Consider the following 25,169-nt stretch of genomic DNA (forward strand, 5'->3'; position numbering starts at 1 on the left):
GCCCCGATGTACATCGACGAAATCGTCCTGGAGAACTTCAAGAGCTTCGGACGGACCACCAGGATTCCGTTCTACGAGGACTTCACCACCATCAGCGGCCCGAACGGCAGCGGGAAGTCGAACATCATCGACGCCGTGCTGTTCGCGCTCGGCCTCGCGCGAACTCGCGGAATGCGCGCGGAGAAACTCACGGACCTCATCTACAACCCGAGTCACGACGGCGACGAGGACGCGGGAGGGCCGCGTGAGGCGAGCGTCGAAGTGGTGTTGAACAACGAGGAGCGCACGCTCACGCGCTCGCAGGTCGTGAACGCCGCCGGGAGCGACGACATCGGGGACGTGGACACCGTGTCCATCCGGCGGCGCGTGAAACGCACCGAGGACAACTACTACTCGTACTACTACCTCAACGGCCGCTCCGTGAACCTCTCCGACATTCAGGACTTGCTCGCGCAGGCGGGCGTCACGCCGGAGGGCTACAACGTCGTGATGCAGGGCGACGTGACGGGCATCATCAACATGACCGCGGGCGAGCGCCGCGAGATTATCGACGAAATCGCGGGCGTCGCCGAGTTCGACGCGAAGAAAGCGGACGCGTACGACGAACTCGACGTTGTCGAGGAACGCATCGACGAGGCCGACCTCCGCATCGAGGAGAAAGAAAGCAGGCTGGAACAGCTCTCGGAAGAGCGCGAGACCGCGCTCGAATACCAGGAGCTCCGCGAGGAGAAGTCCGAGTACGAGGAGTACGTGCAGGCCGCGGAGTTGGCGGAGAAACGCGAGTCGCTCGCGGACGCGGAATCCGAGGTCGAGACGTGGACGGAGCGCCTCGACACCCTGCAGGACGAACTCGACAGCCGCCGCGGCCGGGTCGCCCGCCTCGAAGACGAACTGGACGACCTGAACGCCGAAATCGAGCGGAAGGGCGAGGACGAACAGCTCGAACTCAAGCGCGAAATCGAGGAAGTGAAGGGCGAAATCAGTCGCCTGGAAGACCAGATCGAGGCGGCGGAGGAGCGCGTCGAGGAGGCCGAGTCGGCGCGCCGACAGGCGTTCGTCGAAATCGACCGGAAGCAGGAGCAGATAGACGACCTCGAGGACGAGATCCGCGACATCAAGGTCGAGAAAGCCTCGTTGAAGACGGACGTGCAGGCGAAGCAGGAGGAACTCGCGACCGTCGAGGAGGAGATCGCGTCCGTCGACACCGAGTTCGACGAACTCAAGGCCGAACTGGAGTCCAAGAAGGAGGAACTGGAGGACGCGAAATCCGCACGGAACGACCTCCAGCGCGAGAAGGACCGGTTGCTTGACGAGGCGCGGCGGCGGTCGAACGAGGTCTCCGAGGTGGAGACGGAGTTGGACGAGGCGCGGGAGTCGCTGCCGGAGTTCGACGCGAAACTCGACGACCTCCAGTCCGAACTGGAGAAGGCGAAGAAGAACGCCGCCCAGATAGAGGAGGTCGTCGCGGACCTCAAGCAGGAGAAGTCGGAACTCCAAGACGACCTCGCGGACGTGGAGGACGACCTCTCCGCCGCCCAAGAGGAGTACGCGCGCCTGGAAGCGCAGGCGGACGAGTCCGGTGATTCCTCGTACGGCCGCGCGGTCTCGACGATTCTGAACGCGGACCGCGAGGGCGTGCACGGGACGGTCGCCCAGTTGGGTGGCGTGTCCAGCGAGTACGCGACGGCCGCGGAGACCGCGGCGGGCGGTCGGCTCGCAAACGTCGTCGTGGACGACGACAGCGTCGGCCAGCAGTGCATCGAGTTCCTGAAGTCGCGGAACGCGGGCCGCGCGACCTTCCTCCCGATTACGAAGATGCAGAACCGCTCGCTCCCCCGGAAGCCGAGCGACCCGGGCGTGGTGGACTTCGCGTACAACCTCGTGGAGTTCGACGAGCAGTACGCGCCGATCTTCTCGTACGTTCTCGGGAGCACGCTCGTCGTGGAGGACATGGAGACCGCGCGCGAGTTCATGGGCGACTACCGGATGGTCACCGTGGACGGCGACCTCGTGGAGAAGTCGGGCGCGATGACCGGCGGCAGTCGCTCCGGCAGCCGGTACTCATTCTCCAAGACGGGGAAGGGCCAGTTGGAGCGCGTCGCCACCCGCATCAACAAGCTGGAGGACGAGCGGCGGAGCATCCGAGAGGACGTGCGCGACGTGGAAGAGCGTCTGGACGCGGCGCGCGACCGGCAGTCCGACGCGAAGGACCAAGTGCGTTCCATCGAGTCCGACATCGAGCGCGTCGAGCGCGAACGCGAGGAGACCGAGGAGCGCATCGACAGCCTCGAAGAACGCATCGAGGAGATCGAGCAGGAGCGCGAGGAGGTCGACGAGCGGATGCAGGAACTCGAAGGCGAGTTGGACGAGAAGAACGAGGAGATCGCGGCCATCGAGGCCGACATCGACGAGCTAGAGGCGGAGCTCGCGGACTCCCGCATCCCCGAGCTCACCGCGGAGAAAGAAGAAATCGAAGCCGCCATCGCGGACCTCAAGGACGAGATTGACGACCTCGACGGCGACCTGAACAGCCAGCAGTTGGAGAAGCAGTACGCGGAGGAAGCCATCGAGGACCGCCACGACGACATCGAGGCCGCGCAGAACAAGAAGGCGGAGCAGGAAGAGCGCATCCGCGAGTTGGAGGAGAAGATCGAGGACCAGCGCGACCTGCTCGAGGAGAAGGAGGCCGCGGTCGAGGACTTAGAGGACGAACTCGCGGACCTCAAGGCCGACCGCGAGGAGAAGCAGTCTGCGTTGAAGGAAGCGCAGGCGGACCGCGACGAGTACGCGTCGAAGGTCGAGAACGCGAAGAGCGAACTGGAGCGCGCGGAGAGCGCGGTCGCTCGGCTCGAAGCCGAAATCGAGGAGCTCGAATCGGTCGTCGGCGAGTTCGACCCCGAGGACGTGCCCGACCTCGACGAGGTCGAGGCGCGCATCGCCGAGTTGGAGAGCGAGATGGAGGCGCTCGAACCGGTGAACATGCTCGCCATCGAGGAGTACGACGAGGTCGAGGCTGACCTGGACGACCTTCAGGAGAAGCGCGAGACGCTCGTCTCGGAGGCGGACGGCATCCGGGAACGCATCGAGTCCTACGAGTCCCAGAAGCGCGAGACGTTCATGGACGCGTACGAGGAGATCGCCGAGCAGTTCCAGCGCATCTTCAGTCGGCTCTCCGACGGGTCGGGCGAACTCGTGCTGGAAGACCCGGACGACCCGTTCGAGGGCGGGCTGACGATGAAAGCCCAGCCCGGCGATAAGCCCGTGCAGCGGCTGGACGCGATGAGCGGCGGGGAGAAGTCGCTGACCGCGCTCGCCTTTATCTTCGCGATTCAGCGGTACAACCCCGCGCCGTTCTACGCGCTGGACGAGGTCGACGCGTTCCTCGACGCCGTGAACGCCGACCGCGTCGGGGAGATGGTCGACGAACTCGCCGGGGACGCGCAGTTCATCGTCGTCAGCCACCGTTCCGCGATGCTCGAACGCTCGGAGCGCGCTATCGGCGTGACGATGCAGGAGAACAACGTCTCCGCCGTCACCGGAATTGACCTCACGAGCAGACAGGCGGAAGCGAGCGGTGACGACTGATGGCGGAGAACCCGGAGGACGCGCTCGCCATCGCCGGCCACGACGACCGGGAGCCCCCGGAGGGCGCGACCGACCTGTTCGACGCCGGTGGCGACGAATCCGACGCTGACGACGAGGAGGAAGTGGAGCCCGTGGAGTTGCTCGTGCAGTTGGCGAAGGAGGGCGAGATAGCGCCGTGGGACATCGACATCGTGGACGTGACGGATGCGTTCCTCGAACGGCTCGACGAAGCGGACCTCCGCACGTCCGGACGCGCGCTGTTCTACGCGAGCGTCCTGCTCCGGATGAAGTCGGACGCGCTCCTGGAGCCGGACGAACCCGAGGAGCCGGAGGAGCCGGAGCCCGCGCCGTGGGAGATGGCGGAGGGCGAGGACGGCGGTGCGCCCGGGTTCGACCCCGTGGACGCGCTGGAGGCGGAGATGGACCGCCGGCTCGAACGCAAGGACGCCCGCGGGACGCCGGAGACCCTGGACGAACTCGTGCGGTCGCTGCGGGAGGCCGAGCGCGGGTCGCGGTGGAAGGAGTCCCGGACGTACGACACGGACGGGTCCGCGCAGGGGTTCCAGCGCGGCACGCAGACCCTCGACTACCACACGGGCGACGACATGCGGCTGGACGACGAACCGACGGAAGCGGACGCGCTCGGCACCGCGCACGACGAGGACATCGAGGCGACCATCGAGGACGTGGAGGACGCGCTCACCAAGCGATTCGACCGCGACCGGACCGAAGTGCTGTACGAGGAAATCGCGGAAGCCGGCGGGACGCGCGTCGAGACGTTCCTCGCGCTGCTCTTCCTCGCACACCGCGGGAGCGTCTACTTAGAACAGGACGAGATGTTCGGCGACCTCTGGGTCAGTCGAGCGTGAGCCACGCGGACTCCAAGCCGGAGTCGTGGAGCCGCCACTTCTGACGGACGCCGCCGCCCGGCCGGGCTTCGGCGTCGATAGTCGCGTCGAACAGGGGTTCGTAGACCGCGAAGTGGCGGTCCGGGATGCCCGCGGAGACGTGCACGTGCAGGATGCCGTTCCGGTCGCGGACGCGCGCCGCGAGCAGTTGGATGAATCGGAACAGTTCTTCTTCGCTGGCGTCACCGCCGCCGACGGCGTCGAGGAGCGCGTCGAGCGTGTGCAGGCAGACGCGGAGTTCGCCCGCACCGGGTTCTCTGGGGAACAAGCGCTCCACGTGGTCGTCGACGGCGGCGAGCACGTCCAGGAACGCGGTTCGGTCCTCGACGGTGGTCCGCCAGTTGTCCGCGGTCGTGGGTTCGGGGAGTCCGGCGGTCGACCCGGTCGTGGCGACGGCGGAGCGCGTGTACTCGCCGGCGGACGCGTCGACGACGCCGAACTGGTCGGTCGAGAGGTCGCGGCCGTCGCGGACGGTGAGCGCGCGGTCGGGGTCGCTCGTGGAGACGATGACGTGCCGGCGGTCGAGCGACGGATCGCCGAGCAGGCGGTCACAGACGCCGTTCGTCCCGCGCGCGTCGCCGCGAACGAGAACCGCACAGCCCGTTCTCTTGAGGTCGGCGAGACGGGCGGCGAACGATTCGGCGCGGGTCGCGTCTGTTTCCATGACTGCCCTAGTGGACGAGCGCCACCTATTTAGTTTTTCTGAGCGTTCTGGTGAAGTTTAGAGGTAGTCGCCGACGAAGAGGTCGACGCGGTCCCGGGTTTCGTCGGGGATGGCGTCGGTCGGCGTGTTCACCGTGCCCTCGAGGCTGTGCCCGCAGTCGCACTCACGGGAGTCGGGCAGCGTCTCGATGGCGTGCTCGATGGTGCGCTTGATCGCCGTCTCGTTCGCGGCGGCGTTTTCCAAGACCTCTTCGAGCGTGACTTCGCTGTCCGCCTTCCACACGTCGTAGTCGGTGACGCCGGCGACGGTGGCGTAACACATCTCGGCCTCCCGGGCGAGTTTCGCCTCCGGGACGGCCGTCATCCCCACGAGGTCCCAGCCCTGCGCGCGGTAGAACTCGGACTCCGCCCGCGTGGAGTACTGGGGGCCCTCGATGCAGACGTACGTCCCGCCCTTCTCCGCGTCCGCGTCGGTGGCGTCCGCGGCGGCCTCGTGGAGGTGGTCGACCATGTGCGGACAGTACGGGTCCGCGAACGGCTGGTGGACGACGATGCCGTCACCGAAGAACGACGACTCGCGGTGTTTCGTGCGGTCGAAAATCTGGTCGGGGACCACGAGCGTCTGCGGCGGCAGGTCCTCGCGGAGGCTGCCGACCGCGTTCGACGCGAGCACGCGCTCGACGCCGAGTTCCTTCAGCGCGTAGATGTTCGCGCGGTACGGGAGGTTCGTCGGTTCGCGCTGGTGGTCGGGACCGTGGCGCGGCAGGAACGCGACCTCGGTACCCGTTTCACCGAACTCGCCGACCGTGACGGGCGCGCTCGGGTCGCCGTACGGCGTCTCTATTTCGTGCTCCGTGACGTTCGACAGGGGGAGCGCCTCGTAGATGCCGCTCCCGCCGATGAAGCCGATCATACTGGGGTTTCGCGCCGGCGCGGACTTAAGCCGTCCGTCATCGCTTAGAGCACGCCGAGGACGAACCCGACGCCCATCGCGACGAGCACGACCGCGGAGAACACGGGGAGGTAGGGCGCGTACGCCTCGACGCGCTCCTCGTAGCGCTCGTAGCCCGCGACGAGCAGCATCGTCAGCGCCACGATACCCAGGATGACGGTGAGCGCGTACGCCAGCATGAGTTCGAGACAGTACACCGACCCCGCGCAGAGCGCGATTATCTCGAACTCCTCCTCGTGCGCGAATCCGAGCAGGAACGCGAACCACGCGATACCCCACAGACCGCGGTCGGCTCCGTCCCCGAACCCGTGGTCGTGCGAGTGCCCGCCGCCGACGAACACGCCTCGCACGCGCGACCACACCCGCGACGCCAGCGACGCCGACCCTCCGCCCTCGTGCGAATGGCCGTGGTCGTCGTGGTCGTGCGAATGGCCATCGTGGGAATGGTCGTGGTCGTGCGAGTGAGCGTGTTCGTCGTGCGAATGCGCGTGGCCGTCGTCGTGAGCGTGTCCCTCATCGTGGCTGTGACCGTCGCCGTGGTCGTGGCTGTGGCCGTGGCCGGCGTATTCGCGGACGCCGAGGAGGACGAGGAGGACGCCGGCGACGACGCTGACGGGGCCGCCTATCTGGAGGCCGAAGACAGTGAGTGGTTCGTTGACCTGGGTGAGGGAGAAGTAGGATTTCGCGTAGAAGAAGACGGCGACCATGGCGATGCTGGAGACGAGGTGGCCGACGCCGAGGAGCACGCTGGCGGCGAGGCCGTGCAGCCACTTGTTCGAGCGGTCGAGCGCGTAGGACGCGGCGACCGGCCAGCCGTGTCCGGGTTCGAGGCCGTGAACCGCGCCGAGTGCGACCGCGCCGACGAGCAGGCCGAACGCGTCACCGTGGAGCATACGCGAGTCGAGCGAACTCGCGGCCCTAAGGGTTGTTAATACTCGACTGGGGGTGTCGTCATACGGAGGTTCTTGTGGCGGGCGACCCCAGTCGGGGTATGCGGACGAGTTTCAACATCCCGGACGAGGTCGTCGCGGAGTTCGACCGCGTCTGGAAAGAGGAGGGGTTGGCGAACCGCTCGCGGGCGGTTCGGGAGGCGATGCAGGAGTACGTGGAGGCGCACGACCGACTGGAGTCGATGACGGGCGAGGTGGTGGCGCTCGTCGGGTTCGACTACCGCCACCACGAGGTCATCGAGGAATTGCACGGCGTCCAGCACGAGTACCAGGACGTGATACTGAACACGAGCCACACCCATCAGGGCGAGTGGTGTCTGGAATCCCTGTTCTGTCGGGGTGACGTGGCGCGCGTCCGCGAACTCACGTATCGGTTGCGGGACTTCGACGGCGTCCGCCGCGTGAAACAGATGCTGATTCGCGCCGACTAGGCGTCCGCGCGCCGCATCCACTCGTTGTCGCTCGTCTTCACGAGCGCGTCCCGGCGCACCATCTCCTCGAGGACTTCGTCCAGCCGGTCGGGCTGGGCGATCTCCATCTCGATGCGTTCGATGTCGTGGTACTCGGAGAGGTAGTGGCGGATGTCGGCGCGGGAGAACGTCGCGGTGTCGGCGCGCTCCATCACGCCCTCGATGATGTCGATCATGTCCTCGATGAAGTTCCAGGGGTAGACAATCCACGCCCAGTCTTCGAGGCGTTCGCCGACGAAGTCGGGGTCGTACTCGCTCGTCCCGAGAAGCTGGAGGGTGGCGGTTCGGACTTCGTTGGCGTCGCGTTCGTCGACGTACTCGTGGGCGCGCTCGATGGAGCCGCCGGTGTCCGCGATGTCGTCGATGATGAGGACGTCCTTGTCCTCGACGGAGCCCTCCGGCATCGGGTAGCGGACTTCGGGCTCGCCCGACTTCTGCGCGGTGCCGACGTAGTGTTCCATCTTCAGGCTCGTGAGGTCGTTCAGACCGAGGAAGTCACAGAGACAGCGACCGGCGAACCAGCCGCCGCGCGCGAGCGCGACGACCACGTCGGGTTCGAACTCGTCGGCCTTGACTTGGTTGCTGACGTCCCGGCAGAGACCGTAGATGTACTCCCAGTTCGTGATAGTGCACTTGAAATCGTCCGGGAGGTCGCTCATTCCGCTCGCCACTCGGTGTCGTCGCCACTTAACGGTTTACAGGCGCGGTCAGCCGTCCTCGCTGTCGAGGTGCGTGGTGGCGGCGTCGACGAAGCCGACGAGGCGCGGCGCGACCTCGGGGTCGACGCTGACGCCGTACCCGGCGGTTTCGCTGACGGGGAGTTGGATGAGAATCACGTTCGAGAAGACGCGGACGGTTCCGCCGTAGTCGCCGAACATGCTGAGGGTGTTCGCGGCGTGTTCGCGGCGGGCGAGCGAGACGAGGTCCGGTATCTCCTCGCGGACGAGGTGTCGCCACTCGTCGTCGTCTTTCAGGTCGGTTCGGAGGTAGTGAACCTGGAACTCGCCGCCGTCGCGGTACGTGAGGACGCCGCGAAGCGAACTCTCCAGGTCTTCGCGGAGCCATCGAACGAACCGCTCGTCGGCCAAACCCATACACAAATATCCACGAGATGAATCATTAATCTAAGGGTGGTCAGCGGGATTCTTCCCTGTGGGGTTCGTAACAGTAGATATGGAGAAGCTGACGCGTCGGAACGCGCTCCGTGCGAGCGCGGCGGGACTGCTCGCGCTCGCCGGCTGTCAGGGCGATGAGGAAACGACCGCGGCGCCCACGGACGCGACGACGACCGGGTCGACGGGCACGACCGCGGCGACGACCACCGACCCCGACGCGCAACGGGAGGCGGCGGTGCGGTTCGTCACGCGACTCTCCGAGGGCGCGTACGAGGAAGCACACGGGATGCTGTCGGCGTCCGTGCGCGAACAACTGTCCGTGGCCGGACTGCGATCCGCGTGGGAGCAGACGGCCGCGTCGGACGGCGCGTTCGTCGGCGTTGCGGACGTGACGCGCACGACGAGCGAGGGCTACGACGTGCTCGTGGTGCGCGCGCAGTTCGAGGCGGGCGTCGTCGCGGTTCAGGTGACGTTCGATGCGGAATCCATCGTCGGCGTCTACTTCGCACCCGTCGCGGGGGAGTACTCGCCGCCCGGCTACGTCGACGAGACGGCGTTCTCGGAGCGCGAGGTGGCGCTCGATAGTCCGGCGTGCCCGCTCGGCGCGACCGTCACCGTCCCGTCCGGGGGCGCTGACGCGGGCGTCGTGCTCGTTCACGGGTCGGGACCGCACGACCGCGACGAGACCATCGGCCCGAACAAGCCGTTCAAGGACCTCGCGTGGGGGCTGGCCAGCGAGGGCGTCGCCGTCCTGCGGTACGAGAAGCGGACGTACGCGTGCGACGTGGCGACCGACGCCCTCGGCTTCGACGCGCTCGTCGTGGACGACGCGCTCACCGCGCTCGACCGCCTCCGCGCGGAAACCGGCGTCGCGGACGCGGCGGTGGTCGGGCACAGCCTCGGCGCGTACGCCGCGCCCCGTATCGTCGAGCGCGACGGCGACGCGGACGCCTTCCTGCTCGCCGCGCCCGCCCGGCCGTTGTACGAACTCGTTCCCGACCAAGTGGCGTACCTCGCGGAACTCGACGGCAGCGTCACGGAGGCCGAACGCGAGCAACTGACTGCGGTGAGAGAGACTGCCGCACGCCTCGAATCCGGCGACTACGCGGGCGGCGGGTTCTCGTGGAGCGCGGACTTCTGGCGCGATGTCGCGGACTACGACCCCGTCGCGACCGCCACCGCCCTCGACGCCGCCGTGTACGCGCTGCAGGGCGGCCGGGACTACCAGGTGAGTCCGACGGCCGACTTCCCCGCGTGGCGGGACGCACTCCCCGACACGCACACTCGGCTCTACGACGGCCTGAACCACCTGTTCGTGCCGGGCGACGGTCCGCCGAACCCGAGCGAGTACTTCACCGAGGGCCACGTCGCGGAAGCGGTCGTCGCGGACCTCGCGGGCTGGCTCGGAGGGAAAGACGGAACACGCGAGCGCCTGAACCCCGAAGTATGAGTGAGAACGTGCGGGCGTTCCTCGTGGACGCGTTCGCGGACGAGCCCTGCGCGGGGAATCCCGCGGGCGTCGTGCCGGACGCGGACGGCTTGAGCGACGACCAGATGCTGGCGGTCGCGTCCGAACTCGGCGCGAGCGAGACCGCGTTCGTGCAGGAGAGCGAGACCGCGGACCGCCGCGTCCGGTACTTCTCGCCGACGACCGAAGTCGACCTCTGCGGGCACGCGACGATAGCGAGCCACGCCCGGCTGTTCGAGAGCGACCGCATCGAGGCGGGAATGCACACGCTGGAGACGAACGTCGGCACGCTCGACATCGAGGTCACGGAGTCGGGCGTGTGGATGACGCAGAACCCGCCCGAGGTCCGGCAGGTCGCCCTCGACACCGAACGAGTCGCGCGGACGCTCGGCGTGCCCGAGTCGTCGCTCGTCGCCGACCTGCCGCTCGCGGTCAGTTCGACGGGCCTGCCGTTCCTCGTGGTCGGCATCGAGTTCCTCTCCGACCTCGGGGACGCCGACCCCGACTTCGACGCGCTCGCGGCGCTCTGCGAGGACGTGGATGCGGAGGGCGTGTACGCGTTCACGTTCGACACGCTGAGCGGCGACGCGGACGTGCACGGCCGCGCCTTCTGCCCCCTGCTCGGCATCGACGAGGACCCCGTGACGGGCACGGCGAGCGGCGCGACCGCCGCCTACCTCGACCACATCGGCGCGTTCCGCGGCGGCGGCGAGAGCCCCGCCGCGACGGACGTCTCAGTGGAGGATTCGGGGTTCCCGGACGAGCTCGTGTTCGAACAGGGTCACTTCCTCGACCGTCCCGGGCGGGTGCGGGCGACCGTGGACGGTACGACGGTGCGGGTCGGCGGAACCGCGACGACCGCGCTGGACGGCACGCTGCGCGTTCCCGAAGCGGAGAGCGACGAAATACTGGAAGCCTAGAACTCGTCGTCGTCGGTCTTGAGGTCGCGGAGTTCGCGGTTCACGGACTGGAGGTCGTGTTGCATGTCGCTGAGTCGGTCGTCGAGCACGGCGACGATGTCGCTCTTCACGTGTTCGGTGTCGAACGTCTCCCCGACTTCCTCCTCGGTCGCGGCGGTGAGCGTCTTGAACAGCGCCCACGCCTTCCCCAGCCGATAGATGACGAGGCCGACGAGCGCGACGACCAGTCCGGGTGCGCCCGCGGTGAGCGACGACGTGTACGATTCGGTCGATTCGTAGACTGCGAGGCCCTCTTGAAGCCCGTAGTAGCCGCCCACGGCGATGAGCGCGAACCCGACGACGGCGAACAGCGACGTGAGCGCGAAGTACTTCGCGGCCCAGGCGAAGGCCCGTTTTGCGTCCATGAGCGGCCGGAGACGGCCGAGCGGCTAAAGTCCTGCGTCACACGCGATTCGTTCGACGCGGTGCGTGCCGCGTGGTCCGGAACCTTCTTTATCGTATTCTCGGACTAGCCATTCAATGGCTGTACGCTGGCTGGCGGACGTACGGGCCGACGACATCGAGAGTGTCGGCGGCAAGGGCGCGTCGCTCGGCGAACTCACGGACGCCGGGCTTCCGGTTCCACCCGGATTCGTGGTGACAGCGGACACGTACCGCACGTTCCTCGAAGAGACCGGTATCGAGGAGGAACTGTTCGAAGCGGTCGACGTGGACCCGGAGGATTCGACGGCGCTCGCGGAGGCCGAGTCCCGCGCGAAGGAACTCGTCCTCGACACCGAACTCCCCGCGGACATCCGGGAGGAGGTGCTGGCGGCGTACGACGACCTGGACGACGGCGCGGCGTTCGTCGCCGTGCGGTCGTCCGCGACCGCCGAGGACCTGCCGGACGCGAGTTTCGCCGGCCAGCAGGAGACCTTCCTGAACGTCACGGGCGACGATCTCGTGGACCGCGTGAAGCGGTGCTGGGCGTCGCTGTTCACGCAGCGCGCCATCTACTACCGCCAGGAGCAGGGGTTCGAGCACTCGAAGGTGAACATCGCGGTCGTCGTGCAGCGGATGGTGGACGCGGAGAAGTCGGGCGTGATGTTCACGAGCCACCCGTCCACGGGCGCGGAGAAGGTCATCATCGAGGCCGCGTGGGGGCTCGGTGAAGCCGTCGTCTCCGGCGCGGTGAGCCCCGACAACTACGTCGTCGACCGCGCGACCGGCGAAATCGAGGACGTGACCGTCGCGGACAAGAAGGTGATGCACGAGAAGGACCCGGAGACGGGCGAAACCGTCGAGCGCGCGGTTCCCGACGAGAAGCGCACCGAGCGCGTGCTGTCGGACGACGAAATCCAGGAACTCGTGACGCTCGGCGAGCGCGTCGAGGACCACTACGACAGCCCGCAGGACGTGGAGTGGGCGATGGCGGACGGCGAGACGTACATGCTTCAGTCCCGCCCAATAACGACCATCGATGAGGACGCCGCGGCGGAGAGCGCGACCGAGTCCGGGGACGGCGAGAGCCTCGTTTCGGGACTCGGCGCGAGCCCCGGTATCGCGTCGGGCGCGGTGCGGGTGGTCGGGAAGCTCGACCAGCTCGACAAGGTCGGTGAGGGCGACGTCATCGTGACCGAGATGACGACGCCGGACATGGTGCCGGCGATGAAGCGCGCGGCCGGTATCGTGACCGACGAGGGCGGGATGACGAGTCACGCCGCCATCGTCAGCCGCGAACTCGGCTGTCCCGCCGTCGTCGGCACCGGGAACGGAACGGAAGTGCTCGCGGACGACCAGATCGTGACTATCGACGGCGACAAGGGGACGGTGCGGGAGGGCCGCACCGAGACGGAGAACGAGACGGAGCCCATCGAGGAGGCGCGCCCGAAGACGCCGGTGAAGCCGATGACGGCGACGGAGGTGAAGGTGAACGTCTCCATCCCGGAAGCCGGGGAGCGCGCGGCGGCGACGGGCGCGGACGGCGTCGGCCTCCTGCGGATGGAGCACATGATTCTCTCCACGAACAAGACGCCGGACAAGTACATCGCGGACCACGGCGTCCGCGCGTACGTCGACGAAATCGTGGAGGGCGTGCGCGGCGTCGCGGAGGAGTTCTACCCGCGGCCCGTTCGCGTGCGAACGCTGGACGCGCCGACGGACGAGTTCCGCCAGCTGGAGGGCGGACAGGACGAACCGCACGAACACAACCCGATGCTCGGCTACCGGGGGATTCGCCGGAGCCTGGACGAGCCGGACGTGTTCGAGCACGAGCTGGAGGCGTTCAAGCGACTATACGAGCAGGGGTACGACAACGTCGAAATCATGTTCCCGCTCGTGAACGACGCGAGCGACGTGCACGGCGCGAAGCGACTGATGGAGAAGGTCGGTATCGACACCGCGAAGCGCAAGTGGGGCGTGATGGTGGAGACGCCGGCGTCCGCGCTCACCATCGACGAGATGGCGGACACGGGCATCGACTTCGCGTCCTTCGGTACGAACGACCTCACGCAGTACACGCTCGCCGTCGACCGGAACAACGAGAACGTCGCGGACCGGTTCGACGAACTCCACCCCGCCGTGTTGAAACTCATCGGGCAGACCATCGAGACCTGCCGCGAGCACGACATCGAGACGAGCATCTGCGGACAGGCAGGGTCGAAGCCTGAGATGGTGAATTTCCTGGTGGAGAAGGGCGTGTCGAGCATCTCCGCGAACATCGACGCGGTGCGGGACGTCCAGCACGAGGTGAAGCGCACGGAGCAGCGCCTCATCCTCGACTCGGTGCGCTGAGAACGACACGGCTAAACCACACGCCCTACTTCTCGAAAACATGGACGCCGCGCCGCAGGACTTCACTCGCGTCCTCTCCTCGATGTGCACGGTGCCGCATCAGGACGCGCGCGACGCGGCAACAGCATTTCTCGCGGACAACCCCGGCGACCCCGCGACATACCCTACCGTTTCGCAATTGGAGGACGAAGTTGTGGGGATGCTGGGCGAGATAACGAACCTCGACGAGCCACGGGGCTACGTCGCCTCCGGCGGGACTGAGGCGAACATTCAGGCCGTGCGCGCGGCACGCGACCTCGCGGACACGGACAATCCGAACGTGGTCGCGCCGCAGAGCGCGCACTTCAGTTTCCCGAAGGCGGCGGACGTGCTCGGCGTCGAACTCCGCCTGGTGCCCGTGGACGACGACCGGCGCGCGAACCTCGACGCCGTGCAGGCCGCCGTCGACGCGGACACGGTGCTCGTCGTCGGCGTCGCGGGAACGACCGAGTTCGGGCGCGTCGACCCGATTCCCGCGCTCGGCGACGTGGCGGCGGACGCGGACGCCCTGTTCCACGTGGACGCCGCGTGGGGCGGGTTCTGCCTGCCATTCACCGAGTACGACTGGGACTTCGCGGACGCCGCCGTCGACACGATGACCATCGACCCGCACAAGATGGGTCGCGCGCCGGTCCCCGCCGGCGGCTTCCTCGCGCGCGACGACGCCGTGCTCGACGCGCTCGCGGTGGACACGCCGTACCTCGAAACGACCGGGCAGGCGACGCTGACCGGAACGCGAAGCGGCGCGGGCGTCGCCGGCGCGCACGCCGCCATCGACGCGCTCTGGCCCGACGGCTACCGGGAGAACTACGAGCGCGGGATGGCGAACGCGCGCTGGCTCGTGAGCGAACTCCGCTCGCGGAACTACGACGCGATAGACCCGACGCTTCCGCTCGTGGCGTTCGACCTCCCCGTGCCCGAGTTCGAGGCGCTCCGCGAGCGCGACTGGCGAATCTCTCGGACGGCGTCGGGCGAGGCGCGCGTCGTCTGCATGCCCCACGTGACCCGGGAGATGCTCGACGGCTTCCTCGCCGACCTCGACGACGTTCGCGCCGGAACCACGGTGAGTGTGCGGGAATGCTAGCCCCCGCGCTCTTCGGACTCGACTTCGGGTGGTTCCAGCACGCCGTCGAAGCCGCGACTGGCTGGGGCGGCATCTTCCTCATCATCGTCTACTCCTTCCTCATCGCGTTCGCCCTCCCGCTCCCGAGCGAAGTCGTCCTCATCCCCGTCTGCACGGGCGCAGCGGTATGCACGGGCACCCTCCAACTCGGCCTCCCACAGCCCGTCGAACTCGCCGTCGTCATCGTCGCGTCCGGCGCCGGAAAGTCCCTCGGGAGCGTCATCGCCCTGACCGTCGGGCACGGCGCGAGCCACTCCGGTCCCGTCGTCAACACGCTTCGTCGGATGGGATACGACCCGGTGGAGTGGTCGAAACAGCGCGTCGTCGAACTCGTCCGGAAGTGGGGGTACGCCGGCCTCGCCGTCGGCCTCACCGTCCCCGGGTTCCCGGACACGCTCTCCATCTACGCGTTCAGCGTCATCGAGAAGAACGAACTCAAGTTCGCGGTCGCCACGTTCGCCGGGAGCGTCGGCCGCCTCGTCGTCACCGTCGTCTTCCTCCGAGGATTCACCGCCGCCGTCTAGGCTCAACGCTTATCCGCTCGGGCGCGAAACCGCCGCGTATGGCACGCACGTCACGCTGGGGGTCCGCCGGATTCTTCGTCCTCCTGGGTATCGTCCTCCTCCTGTTCACCACCGACGCGGTCGACTCCGTCGACCTTTGGACGTGGCTTCCCGGCCTGTTCGTCCTGCTCGGCGCGTGGTCGCTCCTCGCGTCCCGCGGCCGCAACCTCACCGGCCCCGTCCTCGTCATCGTCGTCGCCGGCGCCTTCCTCCTCCGGAACCTCGACTACCTCCCCGACGACGCCATCTCGACCTACTGGCCCGCCGTCTTCGTCCTGCTCGGCGTCCTCATCCTCCTGAACCGCGGGCGCAGACGCCGCGGCCACACCGTCAGCGGGAACGGCGAATTTACGTCCGTCTCCATCTTCGGCGGGGACTCCCAGCACGTCGGCGGCGACGATTTCCGCGGCGGCGACATCGTCGCCATCTTCGGCGGCCCCACCATCGACCTCCGCGACGCCGCCCTCACCGACACCCCCGCCACCCTCGAAGTCGTCTCCGTCTTCGGCGGCGCCGAAATCCGCGTCCCCGAAAACTGGACCGTCAATACCGAGACCGTCAACATCTTCGGCGGCCTCGAAGACAACCGCCGCACCCCCGGCACCGCCGACGAACCCGACCTCGTCATCACCGGCGTCAACGTCTTCGGTGGCGTCGAGCTCACCGATTGAACTCGACTAACCCCCGCTCACGCTGTTCGCGGGAATATTCGTCAGGCTCGTAGCGCCTGACTTACCCCCGCTCGCTTCGCTCGCGGGGATGGCGTCGAACTCACTGACTGAAACCTTTTTGCGGTCGGCGCTCCGACCTGTTGACGTGACTTCGACGGCGTCGCTGGTGCGGTCCATGCGTATGCGGTAGCGACGCCTCGGGCGGACCGGACGCGGATTCGGCCCTCATACGGCCGCGGCGTCCGCGAAACCCGAACCTCCGTTTTTCGCGTCGACACGAAAGTATGCTATCGAGACAGATGATTCGGAATCCACGGGCTTTAGGCCCACACGGCGAGGTGTATCGAGCATGAGTCACGAGGACTTCCCGACGGAGAACCCCGCAGTGGTGACGTGCGGGCTTCCCTACCCCACGGGCGACCTGCACGTCGGCCACCTGCGGACGTACGTGAACGGCGACGCGTTCAGCCGCGGCCTCCGGAAACTCGGCCAGGAGACGGCGCTCGTCTCCGGAACGGACATGCACGGCACGCCGATTGCCGTGCAGGCCCTGGAGGAGGGCGTTAGCCCGCTCGAGCTCGGCCTGGAGCGCCACGAGCAGTACGCGGAGACGTTCCCGGACTTCAACATCGAGTTCGACAACTACGGGCACACGGACGAGGAGATGAACGTCGAACTCACGAAGGAGTTCGTGCGCACCTGGGAGGAGAACGACCACGTCTACGAGAAAGAGATTCAGGTCGCGTACGACCCAGACGCGGACCAGTGGCTTCCCGACCGATACGTCGAGGGGACGTGTCCGTACTGCGGCGATCACGCGCGCGGCGACGAGTGCGACGACGGCTGTCAGCGCCACCTCGAACCCGGCGAAATCGAGAACCCGACCAGCGCAATCACCGGCAACGACGCGGAGTACCGCGAACGCGCGCACAAGTTCCTCCGCCTCTCCGACTTCCAGGAGTACCTGGAGGGGTTCATCAATCGGATGGAGGGCACGAACAACGCGAAGAACCAGCCCCGCGAGTGGATCGAGGGTGGGCTGGAGGACTTCTGCATCACCCGCGACCTCGACTGGGGAATCGACTACCCTGGAGAGGGCGGCGACGACCTCGTGCTGTACGTCTGGGTGGACGCCCCCATCGAGTACGTCGCGTCCACCAAGCAGTACTCGGAGCGCGTCGGCACCGACGAGTTCGACTGGGCGGAGCCGTGGCGGGACGGCGACGGCGAAATCGTTCACGTCATCGGCCGCGACATCATCCAGCACCACACCGTCTTCTGGCCGTCGATGCTCACGGGCGCGGGCTACAACGAACCGCGCGCCGTCTGCGCGACCGGGTTCGTGAACCTCAACGGGAAAGCCCTCAGCACGTCGAAGAACCGCGCAATCTGGGCGCGCGAGTACCTCGACGAGGGCTTCCATCCCGACCTCTTCCGGTACTACATCGCGACGGCGAGCGGGTTCGAGCGGGACGTGAACTTCTCCTGGGAGCGCTTCCAGGAGACCGTCAACAGCGAACTCGCGGACGTGGTCGGGAACTTCGCGTACCGCGCGCTGTTGTTCGCGGAGCGGAACTTCGACGGCACGCCCGACGTGGCGCTGTCGGACGACGTGGAGACCGAAATCGCGGCGGCGATGGACGACTACCAGGACGCCCTCAACGACTACGACCTCCGGGACGCCGGCGATGTCGCGGTGAATCTCGCACGATACGGGAACGAGTACATCCAGTCCGCGGAGCCGTGGAAGCTCGACGACGACGAGGCCGCGCCCGTCATCCGGGACTGCGTCCAGCTCACGAAGGCCGTCGCCGTGCTCCTCCAGCCGTTCACGCCCGAGAAGGCCGACGACCTCTGGAATCAGCTCGGCGAGGACGGGTCCGCCGCGGACGCGACCATCGCGGACTGCCTGCAGGAGCCGCCGGCGGAGTTCGGCGAGCCCGAGGCGCTGTTCGAGAAGATCGAGGACGAGCGCGTCGCGGAACTGAACGAGAAACTCGAAGCCAGTATCGAAGAAGCGAGTAGCGAGGAGGACGACGCCGAGAGTATGGAGTTCGAAGACCTCACCGAGGAACGCATCAGCTTCGACAACTTCCAGGACCTCGACCTGCGGGTCGGCCGCATCGAATCCGCGGAGGGCGTCGAGGGCGCGGACAAACTCGTGAAACTCACCGTTGACATCGGCGTCGAGACCCGGCAAATCGTCGCGGGCCTCAAGCAGTTGCACGACACCGACGACCTCGAAGGCCAGAAGGTCGTCGTCGTCGCGAACCTCGAACAGGCCGAGTTGTTCGGCGTGGAGTCGAACGGCATGGTGCTCGCGGCGGGCGAGCAGGCCGACCTCCTGACGACGCACGGCGACGCCGAACCCGGCACGAAAATCAAGTAACGCGGCCGGCGGCCCCGACGTTCAACCGCCGAATTTCTATTTTTCGAGCGCGCGTCCACAGTCGACGTTCGATGCGGACGAGCGTCAGCCGAGGAGGTCGTAGACGGTGACGAGCACGACGAAGCTCCAGAGCATGACGCCGCTCCCGTAGAAGAGGAGGGGAATGCTGACCGGTACATCGATGCTCGTCTGCGTCCAGCCGCCCTGCGCGTCGAGACCACCGGCGTTCTCGAAACTCCCCCCGTCCACTGGTCCGCTGCTGCCGACGCTGAGGACGACGAGCGTCATCCCACCCAGTCCGATGAAGAGAACGGGTATCCCGGAGTCAGTCAGAAGGTACACCGCGCCGACCGTGAGGGTGGCGAGCAGTCCCGTGTAGAGGGCGAGGGGTTTGGAGAGGGCTCTGAGGTTCATCGCTCGTGAGAGTCACTCTGGTCAGCGTGCATGAAAGTTCCCCGGGCCGACCGGTCGGCGAGGGCGACTTAGCGGGACGGCTTGACGGGGCGACGCTACGTCGGACACGGTCGTTCGTTATCGACCGGCGGCGAGGGTTTTTGCGCCGTCGCGCCCAAGCGTCGCGTAATGAGGAACGCGAAGATCGTGTGCACGCTCGGCCCGGCGACGAACGACCGGGCGTCGGTGCGTGCGCTCGCGGATGCGGGGATGACGGTGGCGCGCGTGAATTCGAGTCACGGCGAGCGCGAGGACCGCCGCGCGCTCGTGGAGACCGTTCGGGAGGTGGACGCGGCGACGGAGAACCCGGTCGCGGCGATGATAGACCTGCAGGGGCCGGAGGTCCGGACCGCGCCCATCGAGGGCACCGTCGAACTCGAAGCGGGGCGGACGGTTCGATTCGAGCCGGGGACGACCGCGGATTCGGACCGCGTCGGTCTGTCCACGAGCATCGCGGCCGCAGAACCCGGCGACCGGGTGTTGCTGGACGACGGCCGCATCGAGACGACCGTCGAGGAAGTCGACGGCGACGCCGTCGTCGCGCGCATCGAGTCCGGCGGCGAACTGGGGAGTCGGAAGGGCGTGAACGTCCCGGGCGTGAGCCTCGGTCTCGACGTGGTGACGGAGAAGGACCGGAAGGACCTGGAGATGGCGGCCGACTTGGGCGTGGATTTCGTCGCGGCGAGTTTCGTGCGGGACGGCGACGACGTGCTCGACGTGAGTAGCGTGCTCGAGGAGTTCGGCGCGGACATCCCCATCATCGCGAAGGTGGAGCGCGCGGACGCGGTGGAGAACCTCGACAGCATCGTGGAGGCCGCGCACGGCGTGATGGTCGCCAGGGGCGACCTCGGCGTCGAACTCCCAATGGAGGACGTGCCCGTCATCCAGAAGCGCATCATCCGGCGGTGTCGGAACGCGGGGTCGCCCGTCATCACGGCGACGGAGATGCTGGACTCGATGATTCACAACCGCCGGCCGACGCGCGCGGAGGCGTCCGACGTGGCGAACGCCGTGCTGGACGGCACGGACGCCGTGATGCTCTCCGCGGAGACCGCAATCGGCGACCACCCGGTGCGGGTCGTGGAGGCGATGGACCGCATCGTTCGGGAGGCGGAGCGCAGCGAGGAGTACGCGGAGTTGCGCGAACAGCGCGTGCCGGAGGCGGACGAGGGGCGGACGGACGCGCTCGCGCGGTCGGCGCGCTACCTCGCGCGGGACGTGGACGCGACGGCGGTCGTGGTCGCCTCCGAGTCCGGGTACACCGCGCGGAAGGTCGCGAAGTTCCGCCCGGCGATGCCCGTGGTCGCGACGACGCCGAACGACCGCGTTCGCCGCCAGCTCGCGCTCTCCTGGGGCGTGAACGCGCAGTACGCCGACATCGCGTCCGGCGACGCGTCCGACGTCATCGACTCCTCGGTCGGCGCGGCGCTCGACGCCGGCGTCGCGGACAGCGGCGACACCGTCGTCGTGCTCTCCGGGATGATGACGGAACTCGAGGGAACGGACACCGCGAACACGCTGAAGGTGCACGTCGCGGCGGAGACGCTCGCGGTCGGCCGCGCGGTCGTCGCAGGCCGGGTCACCGGTCCGTTCGTGTACGCGCCCGATGGCGACCTCACGGACGTTCCGGACGGCGCGATTCTTGGGCTGCCCGCCGACTTCGACGGCGAGTTCGACGGCGACCTCTCCGTCGTCGGTGGCATCGTCAGCGAGCGCGCCGGGATGACGGGCTACCCCGCGATGATAGCGCGCGAACTCGACGTGCCGATGGTGAGCGGCGTCACGCTCCCCGACGACCTCGCCGACGGCGACTCCGTCACGCTGGACGGCGAACGCGGCGTCGTCTACGGCGGCCGGCTCTGACGACGCGACAGTCACCAGCGACCCGCGGGCTTTTGTCGAACGAACACCCAAGCAGAGGTATGAGCGAGCGCGAGGAGTTCGACGACTCGGAGATACCGCGACCGCCGCCGATAGACGTGGAGTCGCCCGACGCGGAGAACGTCACGTTCTTCCTGCTCGGCGTCGCGGTCACCGCCGTCGCCATCCTCCAGATCGTCGTGTAGCGGACAACGGTTTTGGTGCTTCGCGTTCGACGACTAGTATGGCAGTTGAGACGCTCCCGCTGTTGCTCGTGATCGGCGGCGTCGCCCTGATGGTGATGGAGGCGTTCGCGCCGGGCGCGCACTTCGTCGTCATCGGCACCGCGCTGTTGGTCGCTGGCATCGCCGGGCTCCTGTTCGCACCGCTCGCCGCACCCATCGCGCTGGCGGTCATCGTGCTCGTCGTCGGCGGGATCTCCCTCTGGGTGTACCGTCACTTCGACATCTACGAGGGCACGGACGAAGGCAAAACGGAAGGCTCGGACAGCCTCCGCGGGAAGACCGGCTACGTCGTGGAGCGCGTGACCGAACGGGACGGCCGCGTGAAAATCGAGGGCGGCGGGTTCAGTTCGCGGTACGCCGCGCGCACCACCACCGGCGACATCGCGGAAGGTACGGACATCATCGTCACCGACCCCGGGGGCGGGAACGTCCTCACCGTCGAGGCGCTCGACGGCCGGGACGACATCGACCGCGAACTCGACCGCGGGCGCGAAGAGTAGACGAGGCGAACCTTTATCCGGGAACCGGGAGCAGATAGCGTATGGACATCTCTCCCCTCCAGTCGATCGGTGGGAGTTCCGTCTTCACCGCGGTAGCGATTCTACTGCTCGGCCTGGCAGTAGTCATCGTCTACCAGATGGTGGAGATCGTGGACGCCTACGAGAAGAAGGCGCTCACGGTGTTCGGCGAGTACCGAGGCTTGCTCGAACCCGGTATCAGCTTCATCCCGCCGTTCGTTTCCCGCACGTACGCGTTCGACATGCGGACGCAGACCATCGACGTGCCCCGGCAGGAAGCCATCACGCGCGACAACTCGCCCGTGACCGCGGACGCCGTCGTCTACATCCGCGTGATGGACGCGAAGCGCGCGTTCCTCGAAGTCGATAACTACGAGCGCGCCGTGTCGAACCTCGCGCAGACGACGCTGCGCGCGGTGCTCGGCGACATGGAGCTCGACGACACGCTGAACAAGCGCCAGGAGATCAACGCCCGCATCCGCGAGGAACTCGACGAGCCGACGGACGAGTGGGGTATCCGCGTGGAGAGCGTGGAGGTCCGTGAAGTGAATCCGTCGCAGGACGTCCAGCAGGCGATGGAGCAGCAGACCTCCGCGGAGCGCAAACGCCGCGCGATGATTCTGGAGGCGCAGGGTGAACGGCAGTCCGCCATCGAGACCGCGCAGGGTGAGAAGCAGTCCGACATCATCCGCGCCCAGGGGAAGAAGCAGTCCCAGATTCTCGAAGCGCAGGGTGACGCCATCTCGACGGTGCTTCGCGCGAAGTCCGCGGAGTCGATGGGCGAGCGCGCCATCGTGGAGAAGGGTATGGAGACGCTGGAAGCCATCGGGCAGAACGAGTCCACGACGTTCGTGCTGCCGCAGGAGCTCACGAGCCTCGTCGGCCGGTACGGCAAGCATCTCACCGGGAGCGACGTAGAATCCGCGACCGAATCCCTGGACAGCCTCGACTTCGACGCCGAGACCCGGGAGCTGCTCGGACTCGACGATATCGACGAGATTCTGAGCCAGCTCGACGAGGAAGCGGACATCGACACGGAGAAACTCGAAGAGAAGGCCGAGGAAGTGATGGCCGGCACGGACGCCGGGATGCAGGACGCGGAGTCCGTCATCGAGGAGATGGACCAGGAGTTCGAGTCCGCGAACGACGACACGAGCGGGTCGTCGAGCGAGAACGGCGACGAGACGAAGTAAGGCAACCCTTTTCTCGGTCTGTTACGTACTCACACGTAGATGGTCGACGAGGACAAGCGTTCGACGCTCCGACGGTTCGCGGCCGTCGGCGCGGCCGGCCCGCTGTCGCAACTCCCGACGAGCGACGACGGCGGGAGCGAGACGCGGGACGCCATCGCGGGGTACGTCGCGTCGACGCCGGGCGCGCACTTCTCGAAGCTCCGCGACGACCTCAAACTCGGGACCGGGGAGGCCCAGCACCACCTGCGGCGGCTCGTGGAGGACGGCGTGGTGGAAGCGCACCGCGACGGCGATTACCGGCGGTTCTTCCCGGCGGGCCAGTTCTCTGACTTCGAGCGGGTGGCGTTGAGCTATCTGCGGCGGGAGACTCCGCGCGGTATGCTGCGCGAACTCCTCCGGAACCCGGACGCGACCGGCGGCGAGCTGGCGGACGCGCTCGGCGTGTCGCCGCCGACCGTGAGCAAGTACGCGAGCGAACTCGAACGCGTCGGCGTGCTCTCCCGAGAGGACGGGTACGCGGTGGAGGAGCCGGAGACGGTGGTGATGTTGCTCGTTCGGTACGCGGAGTCGTTCGACGCGGACACGGCGGCGTTCGCCGCCGACGCTGCGGACTTCGTCTCCTACGACCCCTGAATCGGCGATAAGCCCTTTCAGTGCGCCTTGACTAGCTTGTTTCATGAGCAACAAGCGGCTGCCGGACCTCTCGCGGCGCGAGTACCTCGCGGGCGCGGCGACGGTCGGCGCGCTCGGGGCTGGCGGCCTGGTTTACAACGGCGACCTCCCGTTCACGGAGTCCGAGATGCCGACGTTCGTCGCCCAGCAGGGCTACCTCCGCTGGGAACTGGAACCGATGTCGTACGAGGACCAGACGGTGAAGGAGTTCTACGGCTACGGTGACGGCGGGGAGGCGAGCGCGAACCCGTCCGCACCCCTCGTCGAGGATGACGCGGCGAGCCGCGTGTTCGCGTACACCGGCCCCGTGAACGACAGCCTGGGATTCCTGCACGGCGGCCCAACCGGCCCCGCGGGCGAGGCGGACTTCGCGTTCTCCGGTCTGAACCGCTCGAAGGGCGAGTGGGTGGTGCGGGACGACCCGGCGGACGCGGACGACGACTACGAGCCCTGGGCGGGCGGAAACCAGCGCGTGGACTGGCAGTGGCCCGCGGGCAGCACTGACGGCGGCGCGTTCTGGAACGCGTTCGAGAGCACGGTGAAAATCACCCCGAAGACGCTGTCCGGCGTGGACTCGTGGCGGTTGCTCTCCGGGTCGAACCCGGCGGACGCGACCGTGCATGAACTCTCCCCAGAGAAACCCCTCAAGATTCGAGAGGCGAAGCGGCCGGTGAAGACGATGAACGTGGACGTGATGCCGGAGTCCGAGGACAACGTCTTCGACCCGTACTCCCAGGACACGCTCGACGTGGCGGTGAAACCGGGCGGAGAAGTCGGGCCGGACGACCTCGACCCCGGGAACTACTCGCTCTACTTCGGCTCCCGGGAGTACCTCGCCGGCCAGAACGGCGCGTCCCCGCAGAAGACGATGACCGTTGAGGGCGACCTCCTCCTGAAGTACAAGATTTCGGCGGCGAACTTCAGCCTGAGCGACCGCACCGCCTACCTCGTCGGGAAGTCGAAGTCGGGCGCGTGGGTGCGCGGAACCGACGCCATCCACCCCGGCGGGTTCGGAACGGGCGAACCCACGGGCGACCTCGTCGTCTCCGACCTCCACGTGGATGCCGCGGGCGCGGACGAGCAGAACCTGAACGGCGAGTGGGTGGCGTTCCAGAACGCCGGCGACGCCACGCTCGACCTCACCGGCTACACGGTGCTGGACGAGGAAGGGTGGGAGTTCCACCTGCCCGACGGCTTCACGCTCGACCCGCAGGAGACCGTCCGCCTCCACACTGGGAGCGGCGAATACGGCCCGCACAACCTCTACTGGGGACTGGAGTCGGAGGTCTGGCAGAACGGCGGCGGCACCGTCCTCGTCGAGGACGACACCGGGACGACAGTCGTTGAGTACGAGTATCCGCGGAACTAGGCCGTGACTTTCCAGGTCGTCGAGGACGAGTACCCCCACTTCTCGACGTCGAGTTCGAGGTCGGCCTGCTGGAGCGCGGGCATGTTCGTGCCGACTTCCTTCGCGGACATCCCGAGTTCGTCGCCGATGAGACGGGATTTGAAGTAGGTCTTGGTGGGAGCGTTCTCGCGGAGGAACGCGAGGATCGCTTCCTGTTTCTCGGTGAGGGTCGGAGCCTGGACGGCCTGTGCCTGGGACGCGGCGCTCATACCTGAGGGGAGAACGGATACCT

At 67.5% G+C, this 25,169-nt stretch carries 24 protein-coding genes; 16 read left to right on the forward strand and 8 right to left on the reverse strand.

Going from position 1 to position 25,169, the window contains the following annotated elements; genetic code table 11:
* Positions 1-6 precede the first annotated feature (6 nt).
* Positions 7-3,585 carry a chromosome segregation protein SMC gene (gene smc, locus ACOZ4O_RS05180; protein WP_424524252.1) on the forward strand — a complete coding sequence of 1,193 codons (3,579 nt, stop codon included), beginning with the start codon at positions 7-9 and terminating at the stop codon, positions 3,583-3,585.
* Positions 3,585-4,454 (forward strand): segregation/condensation protein A, encoded by an 870-nt coding sequence (locus ACOZ4O_RS05185; RefSeq protein WP_424524253.1) that lies wholly within the window; start codon positions 3,585-3,587, stop codon positions 4,452-4,454. Before smc ends, ACOZ4O_RS05185 begins: the two co-directional genes overlap by 1 nt.
* Here the strand turns inward: ACOZ4O_RS05185 and ACOZ4O_RS05190 are convergent.
* The 3 genes from ACOZ4O_RS05190 to ACOZ4O_RS05200 are packed head-to-tail and all read right to left on the reverse strand — an operon-like array spanning position 4,441 to position 7,001.
* Positions 4,441-5,157 (reverse strand): DUF7504 family protein, encoded by a 717-nt coding sequence (locus ACOZ4O_RS05190; protein ID WP_424524254.1) that lies wholly within the window; start codon positions 5,155-5,157, stop codon positions 4,441-4,443. The two genes, ACOZ4O_RS05185 and ACOZ4O_RS05190, sit on opposite strands and share 14 nt — an antisense overlap.
* 57 nt (positions 5,158-5,214) lie before the next feature.
* Positions 5,215-6,069, reverse strand: a complete 855-nt coding sequence (mtnP, locus tag ACOZ4O_RS05195) for an S-methyl-5'-thioadenosine phosphorylase (RefSeq protein ID WP_424524255.1) — start codon at positions 6,067-6,069, stop codon at positions 5,215-5,217.
* A gap of 44 nt (positions 6,070-6,113) precedes the next feature.
* Positions 6,114-7,001: a hypothetical protein gene (locus ACOZ4O_RS05200; protein WP_424524256.1), complete on the reverse strand. Its 888-nt coding sequence runs from the start codon at positions 6,999-7,001 to the stop codon at positions 6,114-6,116.
* Between the two features lie 98 nt (positions 7,002-7,099).
* Between ACOZ4O_RS05200 and ACOZ4O_RS05205 the strand changes: the two genes are divergently transcribed.
* Positions 7,100-7,489: a CopG family ribbon-helix-helix protein gene (locus tag ACOZ4O_RS05205; protein ID WP_424524257.1), complete on the forward strand. Its 390-nt coding sequence runs from the start codon at positions 7,100-7,102 to the stop codon at positions 7,487-7,489.
* On the opposite strand, the gene ACOZ4O_RS05210 is transcribed toward ACOZ4O_RS05205, so the two are convergent.
* On the reverse strand, positions 7,486-8,187 hold the full coding sequence (locus ACOZ4O_RS05210; RefSeq protein WP_424524258.1) for a phosphoribosyltransferase: 702 nt from the start codon (positions 8,185-8,187) through the stop codon (positions 7,486-7,488). The two genes, ACOZ4O_RS05205 and ACOZ4O_RS05210, sit on opposite strands and share 4 nt — an antisense overlap.
* Before the next feature lie 48 nt (positions 8,188-8,235).
* Positions 8,236-8,622 (reverse strand): DUF7522 family protein, encoded by a 387-nt coding sequence (locus tag ACOZ4O_RS05215; RefSeq protein ID WP_424524259.1) that lies wholly within the window; start codon positions 8,620-8,622, stop codon positions 8,236-8,238.
* A gap of 79 nt (positions 8,623-8,701) precedes the next feature.
* On the opposite strand from ACOZ4O_RS05215, the gene ACOZ4O_RS05220 reads away from it, so the two are divergent.
* Both ACOZ4O_RS05220 and ACOZ4O_RS05225 read left to right on the forward strand, forming a co-directional pair.
* Positions 8,702-10,093 carry a DUF3887 domain-containing protein gene (locus tag ACOZ4O_RS05220; protein ID WP_424524260.1) on the forward strand — a complete coding sequence of 464 codons (1,392 nt, stop codon included), beginning with the start codon at positions 8,702-8,704 and terminating at the stop codon, positions 10,091-10,093.
* Positions 10,090-11,031, forward strand: a complete 942-nt coding sequence (locus ACOZ4O_RS05225) for a PhzF family phenazine biosynthesis protein (RefSeq protein ID WP_424524261.1) — start codon at positions 10,090-10,092, stop codon at positions 11,029-11,031. The genes ACOZ4O_RS05220 and ACOZ4O_RS05225 overlap by 4 nt, the downstream gene beginning before the upstream one ends.
* Here the strand turns inward: ACOZ4O_RS05225 and ACOZ4O_RS05230 are convergent.
* Positions 11,028-11,435 (reverse strand): hypothetical protein, encoded by a 408-nt coding sequence (locus ACOZ4O_RS05230; protein ID WP_424524262.1) that lies wholly within the window; start codon positions 11,433-11,435, stop codon positions 11,028-11,030. The two genes, ACOZ4O_RS05225 and ACOZ4O_RS05230, sit on opposite strands and share 4 nt — an antisense overlap.
* Positions 11,436-11,550: 115 nt before the next feature.
* Here ACOZ4O_RS05230 and ppsA point away from each other — a divergent pair, with 115 nt between their 5' ends.
* The 5 genes from ppsA to metG all read left to right on the forward strand — a co-directional run bounded on the left by ppsA (position 11,551) and on the right by metG (position 18,588).
* Positions 11,551-13,803, forward strand: coding sequence for a pyruvate, water dikinase (gene ppsA / locus ACOZ4O_RS05235; RefSeq protein ID WP_424524263.1), 2,253 nt, complete (start codon positions 11,551-11,553; stop codon positions 13,801-13,803).
* Positions 13,804-13,843: 40 nt separating this feature from the next.
* Positions 13,844-14,926 (forward strand): tyrosine decarboxylase MfnA, encoded by a 1,083-nt coding sequence (mfnA, locus tag ACOZ4O_RS05240; RefSeq protein ID WP_424524264.1) that lies wholly within the window; start codon positions 13,844-13,846, stop codon positions 14,924-14,926.
* Positions 14,920-15,489 (forward strand): YqaA family protein, encoded by a 570-nt coding sequence (locus ACOZ4O_RS05245; RefSeq protein WP_424524265.1) that lies wholly within the window; start codon positions 14,920-14,922, stop codon positions 15,487-15,489. Before mfnA ends, ACOZ4O_RS05245 begins: the two co-directional genes overlap by 7 nt.
* Before the next feature lie 38 nt (positions 15,490-15,527).
* On the forward strand, positions 15,528-16,199 hold the full coding sequence (locus ACOZ4O_RS05250; protein ID WP_424524266.1) for a LiaF transmembrane domain-containing protein: 672 nt from the start codon (positions 15,528-15,530) through the stop codon (positions 16,197-16,199).
* Positions 16,200-16,548: 349 nt separating this feature from the next.
* Complete coding sequence (metG, locus tag ACOZ4O_RS05255; RefSeq protein ID WP_424524267.1) at positions 16,549-18,588, forward strand: methionine--tRNA ligase; 2,040 nt, start codon at positions 16,549-16,551, stop codon at positions 18,586-18,588.
* A gap of 84 nt (positions 18,589-18,672) precedes the next feature.
* Here metG and ACOZ4O_RS05260 read toward each other — a convergent pair whose 3' ends face one another.
* Positions 18,673-19,002 carry a hypothetical protein gene (locus ACOZ4O_RS05260; RefSeq protein WP_424524268.1) on the reverse strand — a complete coding sequence of 110 codons (330 nt, stop codon included), beginning with the start codon at positions 19,000-19,002 and terminating at the stop codon, positions 18,673-18,675.
* 168 nt (positions 19,003-19,170) lie between these two features.
* Between ACOZ4O_RS05260 and pyk the strand changes: the two genes are divergently transcribed.
* The 6 genes from pyk to ACOZ4O_RS05290 are packed head-to-tail and all read left to right on the forward strand — an operon-like array spanning position 19,171 to position 24,898.
* Entirely contained in the window at positions 19,171-20,904 is a 1,734-nt protein-coding gene (gene pyk, locus ACOZ4O_RS05265) for a pyruvate kinase (protein ID WP_424524269.1), read from the forward strand.
* 59 nt (positions 20,905-20,963) lie between these two features.
* Positions 20,964-21,107 carry a DUF7312 domain-containing protein gene (locus tag ACOZ4O_RS05270; RefSeq protein WP_424524270.1) on the forward strand — a complete coding sequence of 48 codons (144 nt, stop codon included), beginning with the start codon at positions 20,964-20,966 and terminating at the stop codon, positions 21,105-21,107.
* Positions 21,108-21,145: 38 nt separating this feature from the next.
* On the forward strand, positions 21,146-21,646 hold the full coding sequence (locus ACOZ4O_RS05275; RefSeq protein ID WP_424524271.1) for an NfeD family protein: 501 nt from the start codon (positions 21,146-21,148) through the stop codon (positions 21,644-21,646).
* A gap of 41 nt (positions 21,647-21,687) precedes the next feature.
* Positions 21,688-22,857 (forward strand): SPFH domain-containing protein, encoded by a 1,170-nt coding sequence (locus tag ACOZ4O_RS05280; protein WP_424524272.1) that lies wholly within the window; start codon positions 21,688-21,690, stop codon positions 22,855-22,857.
* A gap of 39 nt (positions 22,858-22,896) precedes the next feature.
* Positions 22,897-23,490: a winged helix-turn-helix transcriptional regulator gene (locus tag ACOZ4O_RS05285; RefSeq protein WP_424524273.1), complete on the forward strand. Its 594-nt coding sequence runs from the start codon at positions 22,897-22,899 to the stop codon at positions 23,488-23,490.
* Positions 23,491-23,533: 43 nt separating this feature from the next.
* Positions 23,534-24,898: a lamin tail domain-containing protein gene (locus ACOZ4O_RS05290; protein ID WP_424524274.1), complete on the forward strand. Its 1,365-nt coding sequence runs from the start codon at positions 23,534-23,536 to the stop codon at positions 24,896-24,898.
* On the opposite strand, the gene ACOZ4O_RS05295 is transcribed toward ACOZ4O_RS05290, so the two are convergent.
* The gene (locus ACOZ4O_RS05295) at positions 24,895-25,146 is read right to left on the reverse strand and encodes a DUF7123 family protein (protein ID WP_424524275.1); all 252 of its coding nucleotides are present in this window, start codon (positions 25,144-25,146) and stop codon (positions 24,895-24,897) included. The genes ACOZ4O_RS05290 and ACOZ4O_RS05295 overlap by 4 nt on opposite strands.
* Positions 25,147-25,169: the final 23 nt, after the last annotated feature.

The organism is Salarchaeum japonicum, from assembly GCF_049705945.1.
GTDB lineage: Archaea > Halobacteriota > Halobacteria > Halobacteriales > Halobacteriaceae > Salarchaeum > Salarchaeum japonicum_A.